Source organism: Achromobacter sp. SLBN-14 (assembly GCF_006715415.1).
Classification (GTDB): domain Bacteria; phylum Pseudomonadota; class Gammaproteobacteria; order Burkholderiales; family Burkholderiaceae_B; genus Achromobacter; species Achromobacter mucicolens.
This window is the reverse complement of record NZ_VFNE01000001.1, coordinates 3,363,785-3,382,845: the sequence shown is the minus strand read 5'-3', so window position 1 is coordinate 3,382,845 and position 19,061 is coordinate 3,363,785. Positions and strand designations below refer to the sequence as shown.

The following is a 19,061-nucleotide window of genomic DNA, read 5'->3' as shown; positions in this document are numbered from 1 at the left end:
GGCACCGTCACAGGCGCGCTGACCGGCGCGGCGACCGGCGCCGCAGGTTCCGGCCGAAGCTCCGGCGAAGACGACGCCGGCGACGGGCTGGACGGGGCAGAAGACGGCTCCGCGGGCGCGACTGGCGCGTCGGCAACCTCCGGCGGCGACGCGGGCTGAGCCGGCGTGGCGGGCGGAGGGGATTTTTTCTTGAAGAAGCGGCTAAACATGGGTAACAAGTATATTCGTATCGTCGGGGGCCAATACAGGCGCACCCCCATCGCCGTGCCCGACGTGGAGACGCTGCGTCCCACGCCCGACCGGGTCCGCGAGACGCTGTTCAACTGGCTTACGCACCTGTGGGGCGGCGAGTTCGCCGACAAGCAGGTGCTGGATCTTTTTGCCGGCAGCGGCGCCCTGGGCTTCGAGGCGGCCTCGCGCGGCGTGGCGCATGTGCAGATGGTCGAGCGGGACAAGACCGCCGCGTCCGCGCTGCGGACACTGCGCGACAAGCTCAAAGCCGACATGATACGCATCCATGTGGGCGATGCGATGCAGGTCGCCGAACGGATGGATGCCTCGCGGTTCGACCTCATCCTGCTGGATCCGCCCTTTGGACAGGGCTGGCTGCCGCGCCTGTGGCCGATCCTGCCGGGCATTTTGACCGATCACGGGCTAGTCTATGTCGAGGCGGAATCCGCCATCGAAGCCCCCGAAGGATTCCAGATTCTGCGGCAGGACAAGGCCGGCGCGGTCCACTTCCATCTTTTGGAATTTGCTGCGATGCGCAAATCGATCAATAATCCGGCTTCGGAGGATGGTGTAGACCACTAATAACGGTACGGAGCTCGCATGATCATCGCTGTTTATCCCGGCACTTTCGACCCGCTGACCAGGGGCCACGAGGACCTGGTTCGCCGTGCAGCCACGCTTTTCGACAAAGTCGTGGTGGGAATCGCCATTAGCCGCAACAAGAAGCCCTTCTTCAGCATCGACGAGCGCGTGGACATCGCGCGCGAAGTGCTGGGGCACTATCCCAACGTGGAAGTGCAAAGCTTCGGCGGCCTGTTGAAGGATTTTGTTCGCGAACAGAATGGGCGCGTCATCGTGCGCGGGCTGCGCGCCGTGTCCGACTTCGAATACGAATTCCAGATGGCCGGCATGAACCGCCATCTGCTGCCCGACGTCGAGACGCTGTTCATGACGCCGTCCGACCAGTACCAGTTCATCTCGGGCACCATCGTCCGCGAAATCGCGCAACTGGGCGGCGACGTCAGCAAGTTCGTGTTCCCCTCCGTCGAGCGCTGGCTCCAGGAAAAGGCCAAGGAACGCCGCGAACAGTCCTGGCCGGGCTGAGACGCCCCGTCCGCATCATCCCCGAAGGGGCGCGAAGGCGCCCTTTTCGTGCTTTCCGGGCCCCGGCCGCCCGGCGCTACAATGGCCGGGCCCCTCGCCTTTCCGCAGCCCATCATGGCCCTGACCATCACCGAAGAATGTATCAATTGCGACGTTTGCGAGCCCCAGTGCCCGAACGAAGCGATTTCCATGGGCGAAGACTACTACGTCATCGACCCGGACCGATGCACGGAATGCGTCGGCCACCACGACGAGCCTCAGTGCAAGGTGGTCTGTCCGGTGGAATGCATCGAGCTGCACCCGCAATGGAATGAAGGCCAGGAGCAACTCATGGCCAAGTACCGCCGCTTGACCGGTGCCGCATGAGCGACACGGCGCCACCAAGCATCAACCTTTCCCCCTCCCCACACCACGCCCGACGCGACCTCTCCGCGTCCGCGGTCGCTGCGGGGCTGGTCGCCGTCCTGGTCAGTTTCGGCGGCACCGCCGTGCTGATGGTGCAGGCGGGCCACGCAGCCGGCCTGGACGCGGCGCGCATCGGCTCTTGGATCGGCTCGCTGAGCCTCGTCCTGGGCCTGGGCGGCGCGTTCTACAGCCTGCGCACGGGCCTGCCCGTGGTCATGGCGTGGTCCACGCCCGGCGCGGCGCTGCTGGTCACCGCGCTGGCCGGCGTTCCCTTCAATGAAGCCGTGGGCGCCTTCGTGCTGGCAGCCGGCCTGACGCTCGCGTGCGGACTGTTCGGCTGGATCGATCCCATCCTGCGCCGCATTCCCGGCGAGGTCGCCGCTGCCATGCTGGCTGGCGTGCTGCTCAATTTCGGCATGGGCATCTTCAGCAACATCAACAAACAGCCCGCGCTGGTTCTGGCCATGTGCGCCGCCTACCTGCTGTGCCGCCGCTGGGCGCCGCGCTACGCCGTGCTGGTGGTGATGGCCGTGGCAGTGGCCATGGCCGCCGCAATGGGCCTCATGCAGGTCGACCAGCTGGACTGGCGCCTGACCGAATTCGTGTGGACGACGCCCGCCTTCAGCGCACAGGCGGCGGTCAGCCTGGGCATTCCCCTCTTTGTCGTCGCCATGGCCTCGCAGAACCTGCCCGGCCTGGCCATTCTGCAGGCCGCCGGCTACCGGCCGCCGGCCTCGCGCCTCGTGGCCGCCACGGGCCTGCTGGGCCTCCTGGCCGCCCCCTTCGGCGCGCACAGCGTCACCATGGGCGCGATCAGCGCGGCCATCTGCACGGGGCCCGAAGCGCATCCCGATCCGGGCAAGCGCTACATCGCCGCCGCCACTTACGGGGTCAGCTACGTCGCGCTCAGCATCGTTGCGGGCGCGGTCGCCGTCTTCTTCCAGGCGCTACCTGCCGCCCTGCTGGCTGCGTTGGCCGGCCTGGCGCTGCTGGGCACCATCATGGGCGGCATGGCCGCTGCCATGGCCAACCCGCAACGACGCGAGGCCGCGCTTATCACGTTGCTGGCGACGGCCTCGGGATTCAGTTTCTGGGGAATTGGTTCGGCCTTCTGGGGCCTGGCGGCGGGCCTCGTGGCCCACACCGCCTTCGAGTACAAGCGCACCCGCGCGGGCGCTTGAAAACCGGCGCTGGCCGCCTTCAGGCCGGCCAGTTGGTCACGGGTGTGTCCGGGTGGACCTTCATGATGCGGCAAGGCACCTGCACGAAGTTCGAAATCCAGGCCGCGGCCAGCTCGCCTTCGTCGACGACATCGATGGTCTGCTCGCCCACCAGCATGCTGTAGCGCACGCTGTCGTCGTCTTCGATCACGTCCAGCGGAATATCCATGCGCAGCATGCCCGGCGCCTTCAACACCAGGTAGCCCAGGCGCAGTTCCACCGACACGTCGGCCAGCCTGGGGCATAGTTCGCGGTTCAGCCACTGCCCGGAATCATTGGCGACCAGCCACTGGCGATGGTAGGCGGCGGCCTGCGCCTGCGTCGTCACGCCGCATTCGGCGATGGGCTGGAATTGGTCGTCGCTCATTTGCCCAACAGTCCCTTCAAGGCCTTGTCCACCGCGGCGCCGCTCTTGCCCTTGCCGGAGACCGCTTCCTTGAGCTTGTTCTCCAGGCTGCGCTTCAGGATGCCGCCGATGGCGTCCTTCCAGAGCAGCGTATACGAGGGATTGTCGAACGGGCCCTTGAAATGGACGGGAATGGTCACGTCCTTCAGGTCGATCAGTTCCTTGCCGTCGGGATTGGCCGCCGGGTTGATGACACGCGCGCGCGCCACCAGATCCAGCTCGCTCTTGACGAAGTCGATGGTGGCCGGATCGCCCTGCGTGACGCGCAACAGCGGCGACACGAAGCTCAGGCGCTTGACCGTCGCCACGCCCTTGGCGATGGCCAGGTCCGCATCCATTTCAGAGAACTGCGTCTGCTTGCTGGTGTCGGCAGCCACGGTCTCGTTCTGCGCGTCCGGCGAGAACCGGGCCTTCAGGTCGCGCAGCGTCTGCGTCAGGTCGATGCCCTTGACCGCGCCATCGCGCAGGCGCACTTGCAACGCGCCCGTAAGGCCGCTCTTCATGGCATAGACGTTGGCGCCCCCGGTTTTCAGGTCCAGCATCAGGTTGCCCGTGCCGCTCAGCACGTTCCGTTTGGCCAGGTCCATCAGCAGCGGCTCGATGGCGATATCGGCCAGCGTCATCTTGGTCGCGATCTGATTGCCCTGCGCCGCGTCCACCGACAGGGCGCCGGCCAGCTTGCCGCCGTAAAGCCCTGCCGCGAGGTTGGAGATGTCGAGCTTGCCCTTGTCCAGCTTGACCGCCGCCGACACTTCGTCGGCCTTCAGGCCGCGCACGACCAGCTTGCCCACTTTCAGCGTGCCGTTCACGCTGGGACCCACCAGCGCGGACAGGTTGATCGTGTCGTCGGGGGGCGCGGCCGGTGCGGGCGCCGGCGCGGGCTTGCTGTCGTCTTTCTTGCCGTCCGCAGGCGGCTTGGGCGGCGCGGCCAAGACCGGCGGCACCAGCTTGTCCAGGTCCAGCGTGTCCACGGCCAGTGCAAACTTCATCTGCGGGGTGTCAGACAGTTTGGTGATGTCGGCGCTCAGGTCGAACTTGCCGCCTTCCAGCACCGCGTTGATCTTGCTGGTGGCCTGGTCCTTGAGCAGGTCCACCGTCAGGCTGCCGATCACCGGGATCTGGAGGCTGCCCTTGGGCAGGCCCGGATCGGTGATGTTCACGTCGCCGCGCAGCGCCGACATGGCGCCGCTGCGCATCAAGAGATTCAGGCTGAGCGGCGACGCGAAATTCAGCTTCACCACCCGTTCGCCCTTCTTGGACGTGCTGTCCAGCTTGGCTTCCTTGATGTCCAGTTCGCCGGCGTTGCCGCTGATGCCGTTCAGGCCGAAGCTGGCGTCCAGGCCGCTGATGCGCACGCGGCCGGTCAGGGCCTCGCCGGTGGCGGAGGCGGGCGAAATATTGAGCGCCGGCGCATCGACCGCCAGTTCAAACGGACCATCGGCCACGCCGCCCTTGGCGCGCACGGCCAGTTTTTCGATCTGGAGCTGGCTCTTGTGCGGATCGATCGCCAATTTGGGAATTGCCACGCTGGCTTCCACATTGGTCGCCTTGGCCGAAGGTTCGGTCACGTCGCCCTGGAACAGGAGTTCCAGCCCAGCCACGTCCAGTGCGGACTTCTGCCCATTGAAGGCCAGGTTGCCGCGCATCACGAGGCTCTTGGCCTCCGCGCCGGGCAACTTGCCGTCCATGCGCAAATCAAGCTTTTGCGCGGCATAGCGCTTGGCCGAGGGGTCCAGCGTCAGCAATGCCTGGCCGGTCAGGTTGGCGTCGACGCGCGGATAACCGCCTTCGACTCGGGCCGACATCCGCACATCGAAAGGCTGATTGAACGTGACGCGGCCGGTATTGGCGTTGATACGGGTCACCGCGACCGCCATGCCGGTGATCGCGTCCTGCATCTGCACTTCGCCGTCCTTCAGATCCAGGCCGGCGATGTCGATCTGCATGTTGTTGCGCGACGTCGGCAGGGGGCCGCCGGTAATCGCCTGCGCGGCGGTCTGGGCCGCGCCCACCAGGGCCTCGGCCGGATTGCCGGGGGCATCGGTGACAGGCGGCGTGCCGCCCACCAGATTGCTGAAATTGAACTGGCCCTGCTTGTCGCGCACCACGCGTGCCTTCAGCCCGCTGATGGCAACGTGGTCCACGACGAAGCTGTTGGACAGCAGCGGCCACACGGCCACGGCCAGCCGCGTGCTTTCGATGGAGGCAAAGGTGTCCGTGCTATTGGGTTCGGACAGGGACACGCCCTGCACCGACAGGCCGATCCGCGGGAAGAGCGAAAGCTCGATCTCGCCGTCGATCGTCAACGTGCGCTGATAGCGTTCCTGGACAAGCTCTTCCAGCTTGTACTTGTACGCGTTGGGGTCGAATGTCAGCAAGAAGATGGCCAGGCCGACGACGGCCACGACAACCAACACTACCAGGCCTATCAAAATGCGCTTGAACCACGTTTTCATTGCTGCCCCGTCGGTACCTCGACTGGAAATCCTTGATGCCGACCTCCGCGCCAAGCGCGGGGGAAGGTGCGTTGCCGGCGCAAGTCCGCCGGCCTATTGAACTGTCTGCATTCCAGGGCTTGCCACGAAGGGTTTGCCTTTCAGGACGTGTCCTCGCGCCTGCCGAGCCTGCGGCATGGGCGCCAAAGGAAGGTGCTACCGAGGAAGGCCTGCTGAAGACGCCGGTAACCCAGCGTGCAGATAACCGCTATCGTAACAAATCAGGCCGGTCAGCGGGATCGGCCAAGCTGACGGCTTCCTGTCGGGCGGATTGTAGGACTAGAATGATTGATCGATCAATTATTGATGCGTCCAACAATGACCGCCCCCGCCCCCACTTCTCCACACTCGCCCGGCCAGATCCTGCCCTTCCGGCAAACCCTGCTGGCCATGCTGGGCATGTGCTTCGTGATGATGCTGGTCGCCATCGACCAGACCGTGGTGGGCACCGCGCTGCCCACCATTGTGGCGGAGCTGCGGGGCTTCGAACTCTACGCATGGGTCGCGACGTCGTATCTCCTCACCTCCGTCATCACCGTGCCCATCTTCGGCAGGCTGGGCGACTACTACGGACGCAAACCCTTCGTCGTGGCCGCCATCGTGCTGTTCACGCTGGCCTCGGTCCTGTGCGGCGCGGCTGACACGATGCTCGAACTGGTGCTGGCGCGGGCACTGCAAGGCATTGGCGGCGGCATGCTGGTCGGCACGGCCTTCGCCTGTATCCCGGATCTCTTCCCCGATCCCCACGTGCGCCTGCGCTGGCAGGTGATGCTCAGCGCCGCCTTCGGCATCGCCAACGCCGTCGGCCCCACGCTAGGCGGCGCCCTGACGGAACATTACGGCTGGCGCTCCGTCTTCTACGTCAACCTGCCCATCGGCATCCTGGGCCTGTGGTTCGTTGCCCGCTACCTGCCGCACCTGCGCAACCAAAGCCCCGGCAAGGTCCGGCTGGACTGGCAGGGCGCGCTGCTGATTGCCGTGGCGCTAGGGACCATGCAGCTGCTCGTGGAACTCCTGCCCAAGGACGGCTTCACCCCCTCCCTCGTGATGCTTGGGGCCGGCAGCATCGCCGCCTTCGCCGCCCTGATCTGGTGGGAGCGCCGCTGCCCGCATCCCCTTCTGCCCCTGGACATGTTCCGCAACCGCGGCCTGGCCACGCTCTTCACCCTGGCCCTGCTGGTCGGCGTGACGATGTATTCCCTGCTGTTCTACGCCCCCCTGCTCCTGCAGGGCGGCTTCGGGCTGTCGCCCCAGCAGGCGGGCCTGCTCATCACGCCCATGGTGGTCTTTATCACCGTCGGCAGCATCGTCAACGGCCGCATCATCACCCGCATCCGCAACCCCAACCGCATGCTGTACGCCGGCTTCATCCTCATGGCGTTCTCGTGCCTGGGCATCGTCACCACGCACAACTACACCTCGCACCTCTTGATCGCCGGCTACATGCTGATGGCCGGCCTGGGCATGGGCTTCATCATGCCCAACCTCACCGTCTTCGCCCAACAGACCGCCGGCCGCAGCCACCTGGGCATCGCCACGGCGCTGCTGCAATCGCTGCGCATGATCGGCGGCATGCTGGGCACCGCGGTTGTGGGCACCATGGTCAGCCACAGCTACTTCAACGGTGTGGAATCCACGCTGCGCGGCGCGTCCGCCCAATGGCTTCCCAAACTCAACGACCCGCAGATGCTTGTCAACCCCGCGGCCCAGACCGAGTTCCTGGCACAATTGGCCCATCAAGGCCAGGACGGAACGTCGCTTATCGAAATCGCGCGCATTGCGCTGGTGGGCGCCATCCACGAAGGGCAACTCATCGCCCTCGCCGTCGCCGTCTTCGCAATCTGGTGCGTGCGGCGCGTGCCCCTGGTGCAACTGGTCCGGCCATCCAAACCGGAGCCCGCCGGCGTCGGAGAGTAGCTTTTGCCCAAACAACAACAAGGCCTGCAAGTCATCCAGCACATGGGCCAAACCTACCGCGTCATGCAAAGCGCCTTCAGCAGCAAGGTAGGCCACGCGCTGCCGCGCTGGCGGATTCTGCTGGCGCTGCATGAAAACGGACAATGTTCGCAAAAGCATCTGGCCGAGCGCTGCCGGCTGGATCCGGCGTCATTGACGCGGCAATTGCAGGCGATGCAAAAGCTGGGATGGATTTCGCGGGCGGTGGATGCCGACGACAACCGGCTGACGAATGCGACGCTGACGGCTGAAGGGCAGGCGGTGGTGAATGAGGCGCTGCCGAAACGGGCGCAGTTTTTTGAGGAGTCGCTTAAAGGGTTGTCCGCGGCGGATGTGGATACGCTGAATCGGGTGTTGAGCGTGTTGGAAGAGAATTTTGTCAGGGCGGCGGGGGATCGGGGCGGTTAAGAGCCGCGAGTCGCCCCTCACCCACGGCGCTTTCCCACGCGCGACGAATTCGCCGGGGCGCGCCCCGGCCGCAACTTCCAGCGGTGCGCATTGGCCAGCAACTGTGACTGAACGTCCGGCGGGTAGTCAGCGACGGTAGTGAAAGCGGGCGCCGGCTTTCCCGGCTGGCCTGCCTCACGAATCACGCGCGGCCAACGCGGGCGCCAGCACAGAAGCAAAGAAGCCCAATGCGCTAAGCCAATAATGACGAAGGCGGGAGAGATCAGCACGCAACCCAACCACGTCAACGGGCCGCTATTGCGCAGAAACGGACCTAGCGCCTCGAACTGCGCCGTAAAGGCTGGCCAGGGCAAAGGCAGCTGCGAGCTGATGCGCGGCTTCTCGACCGCTTGCAGACCACCCTCGTCCATGTACCGGCGGATGAATTCCCATTCAGACTGTAGGTCGGATAGACGGCTGCTTTGCCTTCCGATGAACACGATGGTCGGAAACGGCAATGTTGTGCTGTCACCGGGATACCAACCCATCATCAAATTCAATCCGGCGATTTCGTCCGTGTGAACCCCCTCCCAAGGCATTACCAGAACGCCACCGCAACTTGCCGGTCGATGCAAGAAGACTTGGCGCGTGATTCGATTGAAGCGGATAAGGATGTGCCGAGAAGTCAACGCTTCAAGGCGGGTTAACTGGAGAGCGTACTTACAGTAGAGCCAAAGAAGGATGGCGGTACCCAGCGTCGTTAGCAACGAGAGAAGGATAGCGCCAGAGCTCCAGGTGGCACTCGGCTCGCCTCCTCCAAACAAGAACCATAAAACGGGCGCATCGAAGTCAACCCAAGTCCCAATGAGAAAGCACAGGAAAATCAATGAGCAAAGCGTTAGAAGGCCGCGCTTGTCTTCCATGCCACCACATCGCATTTCGAGGAATATGTCGTTACACGCATAGACCGGCCCCATTGTTGATGCGCGCTGGAAACGCTTTGCGGCTTGCCGTGCACGATCCTCTGCAACGCTATCCTCGTATGCGGGCTGGACGGTCGGGTACACCTGATTTCCATCCTCTTTCAGGTTCTTCTTGAACCATGCATCAGATTTGACGCAGCTGAGCCAAGCGATCCATTCAGCGACGTACATCAGATCCTCGCTCTCGTTTCTCAGGCACGCTAGCCGGCCGCAAATCCCAGCGGTGAGCGTTGGCCAGTAACTGTGCCTGAACGTCCGGCGGATAGTCGGCGACGGTTGTGAGTGCGGGCACCGGCTTTCCCGGCTGACCCGCCTCACAAATGATGCGCGGCCAACGCGGCCGCCAGCACAGCAGCAAAGAGGCCCAATGCGATAGGCCGACAATGACGAAGGCCGGTGAAATTAGCAGACAACCGAACCACGTCAGCGGACCACTATTGCGCAAGAACGGGCCTAACGCCTCGAATTGAGCGGTGAAGGCTGGCCCGGGCAAAGGAAGCTGCGAACTGAGGCGGGGCTTTTCTACCGCTTGCAATCCGCCTTCGTCCATGTAGCGGCGGATGAACTCCAGTTCGGCCTGCAAATCCGAGCGTCTACTGCTCTGCCTGCCGACAAATACAGAGGTCGGAAACGGCAACTCGGTACGTTTTCCCGGAGCCCACGCCAATACCAGCCTCAACCCCGCAATCTCTTCCGACTGCATACCGTCCCAGGGCAAAACAAGAATGCCGCCACAGCTCGCCGGTCTATGAAGATAGACCTGTCGAGTGATCCGATTGAAGCGGATGAGCAAATGGCGTGACGTAAGCAACTCCAGGCGGCTGAACCGGAAGGCGTATTTGAAATACAACCAAAGTCCGCCACCTAACGTGGCGGTCAACAGCACAAAGATGAAAAGGTCTCCGATATACAAATCCCTGTTGAATACCATCCCCGATCCGGAGACGACTGCCCATAGAATTCGCCCTGGTATGTCTACTAATGGACCGATGAGAAAGTACAGGAGCACGATCGTGATCAGTGAAATCGCTCCCCTCTTTTCCTCCATACCGCCGCAGCGCATTTCAAGGTATGTGTCATTGCACGCATAGATTGGCCCCCTGGCTCTGGCGTGATCGAATCTCTTGGCGGCTTGGCGTACAAGTTCTTCCTTGCGAGTATCTTCGTACGTAGGATCTCCAACCGGAGTGCCGGGAATCCCGAAGCCTTCGAGGTTTTTTCTGATCCAACAATCGGGCTTGATGCACACGAACCACATTGCCCATTCCGCGAAGTACATTCAGAGGACCTCCCGAACCGCGCCATAGAGCGCCCCAAGCTCTTTTTCCAGGCTCTCAAACAGTTTTTCGTTCGCGAATTTAGGGCCGCGATAAAGCGTACGCTTGCTCCACTTCTCCAAAGCATCATCCTCGAAAATCGCGATCACCATCGTGACGGTGCCAAGGACTAGCGTTCCTCGGAAAAGAACTCGCTTCAAAAACAATGTCACGGACCTTCGGCTCAAAATTGCCGACAGCTCAGCCGAAGCGCGATAGATAAGAGAAGCGGAGCTACTGACTGCTCGTTCCGCCAGTATCTTGAACATCGGCCCGGCTGTCGCGATGGCCAAGCCCGCCTGACTCAGGTACTCGCCCCTCACCCACAACGCTTTCCCACGCACGACGAATTAAGAGGGGCACGGCTCGGACGCAATTTCCAACGGTGCGCATTGGCCAACAACTGTGCCTGAACGTTCGGCGGATAGTCAGCGACGGTCGTGAAAGCGGGCACCGCCTTTCCCGGCTGGCCTGCCTCACGAATAATGCGCGGCCATCGGGGCCGCCAGCACAGCAACAGCGAGGCCCAATGCGAGAGGCCAACGATAACGAATGCAGGCGAGATCAGCACGCAACCCAGCCACGTCAACGGGCCGCTATTGCGCAGAAACGGACCTAGCGCCTCGAACTGCGCCGTGAAGGCTGGCCAAGGCAAAGGCAGCTGCGAGCTAATGCGCGGCTTCTCGACAGCTCGCAGTCCGCCTTCGTCCATGTATCGGCGGATAAATTCCCATTCGGACTGCAGGTCAGATAAGCAACTGCCTTGCTTTCCGACAAAGGCCACCGTAGGGAAGGGCAAGGAGGTGTTGTCGAAGGCGAGCCATGCAAGCACGAGCCGTTGCCCCACGACCTCGTCCGAATACACACCCTGCCAGGGCAGCACCAAGTTTCCGCCACAATTCGAAGGCCGGTGCAGGTATACCTGGCGCGTGATTCGGTTAAAGCGGATAAGCAAGTGGCGGGATGTTATCGCTTCGAGACGCGTGTAGCGGAAGACATATTTGAAATAGAGCCCTAGTGGGATTCCACAGAGCAAAGTGCCAAGAAGGGCAAATACCAAATCGCCGCCGTCCCATGGTCGACCGTCCACTTCGCCATCTGTTGCAATGGCCCAAAAGATCGGCGCGTCGAAGTCAATCCACATGCCGCCAAGGAAGCAAACTAGGAAAAGCGAAGTCAGTGTGATCAATCCTCGTTTGTCCTCCATGCCTCCGCAGCGCATTTCCACATAGGTGTCATTACATGCGTACACCGGCCCCCTCGTCCTGGCGATCGAAAACTTCTTCTCCGCTTGGCGCGCACGATCCTCTTCTAGGCAGGACCGACGAATACGATTAGGCGGGGGAGAGTTCGTCCTCCTATCCTCTCCGCCATGCTGTCCTATCCAGGCATCCGATTTCAGACACCCCTGCCATAGCAACCATTCCGAAACGTACATTACAGAATCTCCACCAAAGCGCTGTGAAGCGCTCCTAACTCGGCAGGAGCATCTTCGTTATTTCTAGCCCATGAAACTTTCGGACAATGAAAACGGTTCGCGTAGGTTATCCCTGCGCGCTCAGTGAGAACTTTGAACATCCGATGGGCGGTGGCGATGGGCGAGCGAACTGTCCTGCAGCCAAGGCGACAACCACCGCGGGCCGCAATTGATAAGCCAGAGCAAGCGTGTTGAGAGTGTTGGAGGAGATTTTTAAAATGGCGGCGCGTAGGAGCGGCGAGTCGCCCTCACCCGCCGCGCTTTCCCACGCGCGACGAATTCACAGGGGCCCTCCCCGGCCGCAATTTCCAGCGGTGCGCGTTGGCCAGCAACTGTGCCTGAACGTTCGGCGGATAGTCAGCGACGGTAGTGAAAGCGGGCGCCGGCTTTCCCGGCTGGCCTGCCTCACGAATCACGCGCGGCCAACGTGGACGCCAGCACAGAAGCAAAGAAGCCCAATGCGCTAAGCCAATAATGACGAAGGCGGGAGAGATCAGCACGCAACCCAACCACGTCAACGGGCCGCTATTGCGCAGAAACGGACCTAGCGCCTCGAACTGCGCCGTAAAGGCTGGCCAGGGCAAAGGCAGCTGCGAGCTGATGCGCGGCTTCTCGACCGCTTGCAGACCCCCCTCGTCCATGTACCGGCGGATGAATTCCCATTCAGACTGTAGGTCGGATAGACGGCTGCTTTGCCTTCCGATGAACACGATGGTCGGAAAAGGCAAGTCCGTGCTATCTCCGGGGTACCAACCCATCACCAGCCTCAATCCAGGTATTTCCTCTGTATGCACACCCTCCCAAGGCAAAACCAGAATCCCCCCGCAGCTCGCCGGCCGATGAAGAAAAACTTGACGGGTGATCCGGTTGAAGCGGATCAGAAGGTGCCGTGATGTGAGCATTTCAAGGCGCGTGAAGCGAAATGCATACTTGAAGTAAAGCCATAGCGCCCCCCCCATCATGCCGGTCAATAGCACAAAAAAGAACAGATCCCCGATATAGATTTCTCTGCTATATACGATGCCAGAACCGGATATGACTGCCCACATAATTCGCCCGGCAGTATCAATCCACACGCCAACCGCGAAGTACACGAAGATTAAGGTGACTAGCGATATCAATCCTCGCTTATCTTCCAATCCGCCGCAGCGCATTTCGAGGTACGTGTCATTGCATGTGTAGATGGGTCCCTGCGATTTGGCGCATGCGAATCGCTTCGCAGCTTGGCGCGCACGATCTTCTATTACGCTGTCCTCGTAGGCCGGCTGCACTATGGGTATCGGTGAACTTCCATGCTCTTCCAAGTTCTTCTTCAGCCACGAATCCGACTTCAAACATCCCAACCAGGCAATCCATTCGGCGACGTACATCAAATGATCTCCGTAAGGGCTCCGTACAGCGCCCCCAATTCCTTTTCCACGTCAGCGAATGACGCTTCTGTCCTGAACTTCGGCGCGCGATAAATGGTCCGCTTGCACCATTTCTCAAGCGCATCGATGTCAAAAATCGCAATAACTACCGATACAGCGGCTGTGATCAACGTTCCGCGCAGCAGCACTCGCCTCAAGAACAGCATCACAGGTTTCCTGGCAAGAGCACCCGAAATTTTGACGAAGATGTCGAAGAGGAAGTGAAATCTGCTCTCCACTGCTCGTTCGGCCAGGATTTTCAGCATCGGGCCGGCTGCTGCGATAGCCAGACCGGCTTGACTCGCAGTCAACGCCATGGCAACGGCGAGACGAACGCTATACGCCCCTACAAGGATCGCCTCCTTGTCCTTGATCGCTGACTTTAAATCTTCAAATTCGTAAGCGATAAGGACAACGCTCCCCGCCGTCGCCAACGCCCCACCCCACAGCCGCAGCCTCCCCAAGAACACCGTCGCCCCCACCCCGGTCGTGCTTCCGGGATTGAAGTGCCTCAACACCAGCTCCGTCCCGCAGGCCAGCATTTCGATCCCCGCCGCGCCGGCGGTCAGCACGGCGGCCGCCAGCTCGGCTCTCTGCCTGTCGTCCTGAGGCAGGCTGTGCATTCTTAATCCGAGCAGCCCAGCCTCAAGCAACAGCAGCCACCCGCTGGCCCTTACCTTGTAGAACTCGCTGGAGCGCGCATCCACCAGTTCCGTCGCGAAGGCGAATTGGACGTTCTGCTTGATCTGGCCTCGCATGACCGTCCGGTCCGCGCTGTGGCCGATGGCCTGCAGGTCCTCTAGCCTGAGGTTGACGGCGCGCTCGCCGATGCTGGCGGCGAGCCAGCTGCGGGTGGCCCTGTGGACGAACCATTCGTTGCCTCGCGAGGCGTGGCGCAAGGTCTGGCGGCCCAGGCTGGCGTACCAGGCCAGGACTCCGCCTGACAGTCCCGCATTGCTCGATTTGTCCATCGCTTCGTACACGCTATTGGCCTTGTCAAAGAGCTGCCCTAGCGTCTTTGCCATTTCGAGGCCCGTCCGCGTGTACTGGTAAATGGTGTCTCCGGCAGCGAGCGCCGGCTCGGATTTCGCGGATTCGCGAATGCGGTCCATTTCCGCCAGGATGGCATCCTGATTCAGTCCAAAGCTTCGCAGCGCGAGGTTCTTGCGGTCTTGCGCCCCACCCTGCCACCACTGCTGTATGACGTTGGCACTGCTTTCGCATCCTTCCGCACCGAAGACGCACAGTCCTGTCTGACCCGCAAATCGCCAGCCGCTGGCAAGATCGGCATCGTCATAGACTTCCAACCCATCCAGTAATTGCTCGCTCTGCAACCAGACTTCGTATGGCAGTGCCCGACGCGCCGCTTCCTGTTCCGCAATTCGACACTGGGTCTCGAAACCCGCGAGCGCCTGTTTCATGGCGTAGATCTGCAACGCCGCTTTCGGGTCCGGCGGAGTTACGTACTTGCTTTCGAAGCGGGCGCGGTATTCGCCGCTGTCCAGTTTGGCTTGCACCCGCGCCCTTATCGTGGCTTCGTAGTTGCGCACGTGCTCCTGGGCTGCCGCTTCCCAGCGTTTCTGCTGCGCCTCGTCGAGGATCCAGTTGCGCCCCCGCGCCATCTCGGGATTGAACACCTTGTCCCGTTCGATCTCGATGTAATGCTGCGCCTCCAAGGCAGCAGACCTTTCTTCAAACTGATTCCGAACATCGCCGAACGCCTGCGCCACCAGAATCTTGCGTTCGTTGCTGATGCCGTTGTTCGCCCCACCCCTGTTCAAGTAGTCCTTCAGCGTCTCGACGGCCTCGTTTCGCCAGGCGTTGAGTTGCTGAGTAATGCCGATGGGGTCGCGCAGCACGATAGCGGCGCCGCGGGCTCGGGTGACCGTCGGCCTCAAATCCGACGCGACCAATTGCGGGGCGTGGTGATAATCCGGGTCGGAATAGAGCTGATCGGCAAGTGTGGGCGCCAGGCGGGTATGGGCCGCGGCGATGCTCTCGGCAATGCCATTGTTCGTGGAAGACATGTCGAGCACGTCGGGAGCAAACGAGCAGCTGCTGGCGATTTCCTTGATGTCGAATGCCTGCAGCTTGCTGCGCAACGAATCGGTATCGCGAAACTTATCGAGCATGCGCTCGGTAAGCACGTCCGGAGTGAACAGCAGGCGCGCTTCCTGGATGTCTTCCGGGGCCTTGAATAGAATGGTCCAGCCGCCATATCCGAGCAGGCGGCGCGGTTCGGGCGCGTACTGCGAATCTGGCGAGTAAGGCCAGAATGGGGAGAACACCCCTGTCCCTGTCGCTCGCCACGCGCTTTCGCAATTCCATTTCCCGAGGCGCTTGATGAACGCGTACAGGTAACCCTGGCGCATGGCGCGCACGGCGTAGCGGACGCCTTTGGCGCGCAACGCGGGCAACCCCAGGCCGAGATTGCGAGGCAGATCCGGCGCCAGCGCGGCAAGCGCTTCCGGATCTTCGCTTGTCACCACGGCATAGCGCAGCGGAAGAATGGCAACTTCGGACTTGCAGTCGACGCACGGACTGGGCGCCTCGTCCCGTCGAGTACTGCGCGCGACGTCGACTGCCTGCGATAGCAGCTCTTCCAATGACACCTGACTCATGACTGCACGTCCTTAACGCTTGCCCGCGCCAGAGCGGCGAGCGATTCGTTCAACGTCTCGGCACCCGTCGCGGCGCGATCCAACGCGTTCTGCCATCGACGGTCCAGCACGCGTTGACTCCAGGAACGATTCATACCGACGATCACGTAGGTCGTAAGATCTTCGTGGCGCGTCAGCCCTGACCGGCGTCCAGCGTTGAGTTGCGCCTCGACCTGAGCAAGCCTGACCCCGCCACAAGTGCTATCGAAAACGTGAGGCAATTGCGCCTCCAGGGTGTGCAGCAGGCGGTGAGGGAGGGGGTCGGATTCCAACACTTGCCACAGAGCGGTGCTCAGGTGCAGCGGCTGCGCAGGCGACGAGCCATCGCTTCGACCTCTGCCACGGATCCGGCGCCACAACGAGGACGCTTGCGTCGCGTCCTGGAACCACCAGGACAGGACCGGACCAAAAAACCGGGACACCCATTCGCGGTCGGCATGCGCATACAGAAGCGGCGTGATCGCCGGATCGTAGTAGCGCAGCAAATATTGCTGATTCGACTCGCCGATGGCGTAAGTTGCTCCGCTAAAGTGCAACGCAAGCTCCTGCGGCGGAACAACGCTTGAGATCCAGGAATTCACGTACGCGGCGCAGCGGGCTCCGACTTTCGCCAGCACGGTTTCATACTGCGCTGGTCCGAATCCGTTTGCGCCAATGAGGATCGGGCCCAGCGGCTTCAGTGCATCCAACTGCGGGTCCATTAGTAATGGATGAGCATCACCGGCGATATGCTCGGCGATTTCTTGCCGCTGGTCTTCCGGCACAAGTGCCATGTCGATCAATGCCGTGAGGTGGCACGACCGTGAACCCTCGCCGTCATGGATCTCTTGGTTCAGCGCCCTGATCAAGTCGCGGGAGATCATGCGCCCATCCTCATCAATGCCTTGCGTTCCCGGGCGGCCTTCAACCAGCAGCTGACGCAAATCGGCTCACCCTGATCGGGCGCGCTTGCCAATGAAAGGAAGGCGCCATCCCCGTTTGCTTGCTGGCTTATGGGAGCTTTGAGATGTATTGCCACGCCGCTGAGCGTGATGCCAGACCGGTTGATATGCAACGACCCACCCGGCCCCTCCAGCACAATTTCATCCTCCACCTGAACCTTGTAGACCTTGGTCAGGTTTCGGATTTCCTGGCCCGCCCGCAGATGCGCGTGCCCTTCGATGCGCTGCTCCAGGTGCCCTCCGATCTCCGTCCAGTGATTCGCGGCGGTCTTGTCGCGCCGGTGGTTGCCAACCTCTTCGATGCGGTCTTTGACGATAGAGATGGTGTGGTCACGTCCCACGGCAAGCGAGGCGTCCTGGCCGATGTCATGGCTCCGGTCACGCGCGATGGTGACCCGCTCGTCGTTGCCGACGGTTTCCGTGCGGTCGTGGCCGATGACGATGGCTTCATCGTTCTCGACCCGCTCCCTGCGGTCGTGTCCGACAAACGTGCTCTCGTCGTTGTTGACGTGGATATTCTGGTCCTTCTGCGCATGGAGGTAGATCTCCTCTCGTCCCGCCTCATCCTCGAAGCGCATTTCATTGAAACCGTCTCCCTTGTGGGTCTGGCTCTTGATGGTCATGCGCGTTTTGTGCGCCGGAAGATCGTACGGCGGCAACTGGTGTGCGTTGTAGCTCCTTCCCGTGATGACCGGCTGATCCGGATCGCCATCGAAGTTGCTGACGATGACCTCCTGCCCGATGCGGGGGATGGCGATGTGGCCCCACAGGGCGCCGGCCACGTTCTGCGACACGCGTATCCAGCAGGAACTGTGTTCGTCCAGCTTGCCTTCCCTGTCCCAGGGAAACTGCACTTTCACGCGTCCGTAGTTGTCGCAGTAGATCTCCTCGCCCGGCGGCCCCACCACTGTCGCTTGTTGAGGGCCATCGATGCGAGGCTTGGGCAGCGGTTCCGCGCGCCACTCGACATCGTCGGGTACCAGAGTGGCAGTGCAGTGGTAGTGAGTGCCTTGCTCGGCGTCTGCGCTGTCTTCAGCCTGGCTTGTGTACTGCTTGCCGTGGTGCGCCAGGCGGATCGGCCGCCAACCGCGATTCATGTCCTCGCGCGGGTGGCCCACGAGGTCGAAGGAAACGCCTGGCGTCAGTCGCGCATCATCGCCTTGGGCGACCGCCATGCAAGCCCCGCCCCGCAGGCCGCGCAGGCGGTCTCGGGTGAACTGCACACCCGCGATGTTCTTGTAGCGTCCCGGGTAGTCGTAGCGTTCATAGTCGAGCGACTGGTGTGCTTTTTCTACTGCTCGTTCGGTGTGTTGGTCGTAGCGCGGGTTCTTGAAGTCGTAATCACGCTGGGCATGACGCGCCGTGCGTACCTGTTCCGTGTACAGAAAACTGTGAAGCGCGGGCGTTGGGCGGTCTCCGCCGGGCATGGGGTTGTATTCGACGGGTGGACCGTCGGCTCTGCCGAATACCCATAGGCGGTCACAGTGGATCAGGCGGTGGCCATCAGCCGAGTGCATGAAACCGTAGAAAAATCCTTCTTCGCGCATGATGCGTTCGACAAAGGTGTAATCGCTGTCGCCTGCCTGGACGCAATACTCCCGCGGAAGATGGGATTCGGTGCTCCATTGCTCGTAAGCTTGCGTGATGCGGTGTTTGCCGAGGACGGCTTTGGCAATGTCGGGAACAGCAAGCGCCTGGAATATGCGCCAGTCTGAAGCGAGTTTCAGACGCGCCAGGCGAGGTTCCACCGTGGCGCGATAACGCGTCCGCCTAAAGCCGGTGTCACCTTGCTGAAACGAAGACACCAGCCCATGGACAAGCCTGACGGCACGTCCGCCCGCCCAGATCGTGAACAAGGCGGGCTGGTCCAGTATCCCGGCAAAGTCGACTTCGGCACTCGCGCAGCTCAGGTCCACCTCGAGCAGAAAGGTCTCGGACAGCGCTTCAACTAGACGAAACTCGATGACATCGAACTCGTCGGCACCAGCAGTAAACGTAAAACGCAGATCAGATTGGACGGGCACGGGGCGCTCCTGCGGCTACGGCTCGCACCAACCACTTGGGTGCAGAC

Annotated in this window: 16 protein-coding genes; 6 read left to right on the top strand and 10 right to left on the bottom strand. The window is 62.0% G+C overall.

Features of this window, described 5'->3' with window-relative positions; genetic code table 11:
• Nucleotides 1-207: 207 nt before the first annotated feature.
• From rsmD to FBY20_RS15410, 4 genes are all read left to right on the top strand, one after another.
• Nucleotides 208-813: a 16S rRNA (guanine(966)-N(2))-methyltransferase RsmD gene (gene rsmD / locus FBY20_RS15425; protein WP_056325409.1), complete on the top strand. Its 606-nt coding sequence runs from the start codon at nucleotides 208-210 to the stop codon at nucleotides 811-813.
• An 18-nt stretch (nucleotides 814-831) separates the two neighbouring features.
• Nucleotides 832-1,335 carry a pantetheine-phosphate adenylyltransferase gene (gene coaD, locus FBY20_RS15420; protein ID WP_056558877.1) on the top strand — a complete coding sequence of 168 codons (504 nt, stop codon included), beginning with the start codon at nucleotides 832-834 and terminating at the stop codon, nucleotides 1,333-1,335.
• Nucleotides 1,336-1,449: 114 nt separating this feature from the next.
• Complete coding sequence (locus tag FBY20_RS15415; protein ID WP_042795127.1) at nucleotides 1,450-1,701, top strand: YfhL family 4Fe-4S dicluster ferredoxin; 252 nt, start codon at nucleotides 1,450-1,452, stop codon at nucleotides 1,699-1,701.
• Nucleotides 1,698-2,921 (top strand): benzoate/H(+) symporter BenE family transporter, encoded by a 1,224-nt coding sequence (locus FBY20_RS15410; protein ID WP_062839585.1) that lies wholly within the window; start codon nucleotides 1,698-1,700, stop codon nucleotides 2,919-2,921. The genes FBY20_RS15415 and FBY20_RS15410 overlap by 4 nt, the downstream gene beginning before the upstream one ends.
• Before the next feature lie 19 nt (nucleotides 2,922-2,940).
• Here the strand turns inward: FBY20_RS15410 and FBY20_RS15405 are convergent, their stop codons facing one another.
• Both FBY20_RS15405 and FBY20_RS15400 read right to left on the bottom strand, forming a co-directional pair.
• Nucleotides 2,941-3,327, bottom strand: coding sequence for an MOSC N-terminal beta barrel domain-containing protein (locus tag FBY20_RS15405; RefSeq protein ID WP_056325402.1), 387 nt, complete (start codon nucleotides 3,325-3,327; stop codon nucleotides 2,941-2,943).
• On the bottom strand, nucleotides 3,324-5,822 hold the full coding sequence (locus FBY20_RS15400; RefSeq protein ID WP_142053219.1) for an AsmA family protein: 2,499 nt from the start codon (nucleotides 5,820-5,822) through the stop codon (nucleotides 3,324-3,326). Before FBY20_RS15400 ends, FBY20_RS15405 begins: the two co-directional genes overlap by 4 nt.
• 357 nt (nucleotides 5,823-6,179) lie before the next feature.
• On the opposite strand from FBY20_RS15400, the gene FBY20_RS15395 reads away from it, so the two are divergent.
• Complete coding sequence (locus tag FBY20_RS15395) at nucleotides 6,180-7,778, top strand: MDR family MFS transporter (RefSeq protein ID WP_142053217.1); 1,599 nt, start codon at nucleotides 6,180-6,182, stop codon at nucleotides 7,776-7,778.
• A 3-nt stretch (nucleotides 7,779-7,781) separates the two neighbouring features.
• Nucleotides 7,782-8,225: a MarR family winged helix-turn-helix transcriptional regulator gene (locus tag FBY20_RS15390; protein ID WP_056325394.1), complete on the top strand. Its 444-nt coding sequence runs from the start codon at nucleotides 7,782-7,784 to the stop codon at nucleotides 8,223-8,225.
• Between the two features lie 17 nt (nucleotides 8,226-8,242).
• Here FBY20_RS15390 and FBY20_RS15385 read toward each other — a convergent pair whose 3' ends face one another.
• The 8 genes from FBY20_RS15385 to FBY20_RS15350 all read right to left on the bottom strand — a co-directional run bounded on the left by FBY20_RS15385 (nucleotide 8,243) and on the right by FBY20_RS15350 (nucleotide 19,014).
• On the bottom strand, nucleotides 8,243-9,358 hold the full coding sequence (locus FBY20_RS15385; protein WP_142053215.1) for a hypothetical protein: 1,116 nt from the start codon (nucleotides 9,356-9,358) through the stop codon (nucleotides 8,243-8,245).
• Nucleotides 9,345-10,466: a hypothetical protein gene (locus FBY20_RS15380; RefSeq protein WP_142053213.1), complete on the bottom strand. Its 1,122-nt coding sequence runs from the start codon at nucleotides 10,464-10,466 to the stop codon at nucleotides 9,345-9,347. Before FBY20_RS15380 ends, FBY20_RS15385 begins: the two co-directional genes overlap by 14 nt.
• Entirely contained in the window at nucleotides 10,467-10,796 is a 330-nt protein-coding gene (locus FBY20_RS15375) for a hypothetical protein (RefSeq protein ID WP_142053211.1), read from the bottom strand.
• A gap of 26 nt (nucleotides 10,797-10,822) precedes the next feature.
• Entirely contained in the window at nucleotides 10,823-11,692 is an 870-nt protein-coding gene (locus FBY20_RS15370; protein WP_222119269.1) for a hypothetical protein, read from the bottom strand.
• Between the two features lie 536 nt (nucleotides 11,693-12,228).
• Nucleotides 12,229-13,350 carry a hypothetical protein gene (locus FBY20_RS15365; protein WP_142053208.1) on the bottom strand — a complete coding sequence of 374 codons (1,122 nt, stop codon included), beginning with the start codon at nucleotides 13,348-13,350 and terminating at the stop codon, nucleotides 12,229-12,231.
• Entirely contained in the window at nucleotides 13,350-16,010 is a 2,661-nt protein-coding gene (locus tag FBY20_RS15360) for a T6SS effector BTH_I2691 family protein (protein WP_142053206.1), read from the bottom strand. The genes FBY20_RS15365 and FBY20_RS15360 overlap by 1 nt, the downstream gene beginning before the upstream one ends.
• Nucleotides 16,007-16,912, bottom strand: a complete 906-nt coding sequence (locus FBY20_RS15355) for a DUF4123 domain-containing protein (RefSeq protein WP_142053204.1) — start codon at nucleotides 16,910-16,912, stop codon at nucleotides 16,007-16,009. The genes FBY20_RS15360 and FBY20_RS15355 overlap by 4 nt, the downstream gene beginning before the upstream one ends.
• Entirely contained in the window at nucleotides 16,909-19,014 is a 2,106-nt protein-coding gene (locus tag FBY20_RS15350) for a type VI secretion system Vgr family protein (RefSeq protein WP_142053202.1), read from the bottom strand. Before FBY20_RS15350 ends, FBY20_RS15355 begins: the two co-directional genes overlap by 4 nt.
• Nucleotides 19,015-19,061 lie beyond the last annotated feature (47 nt).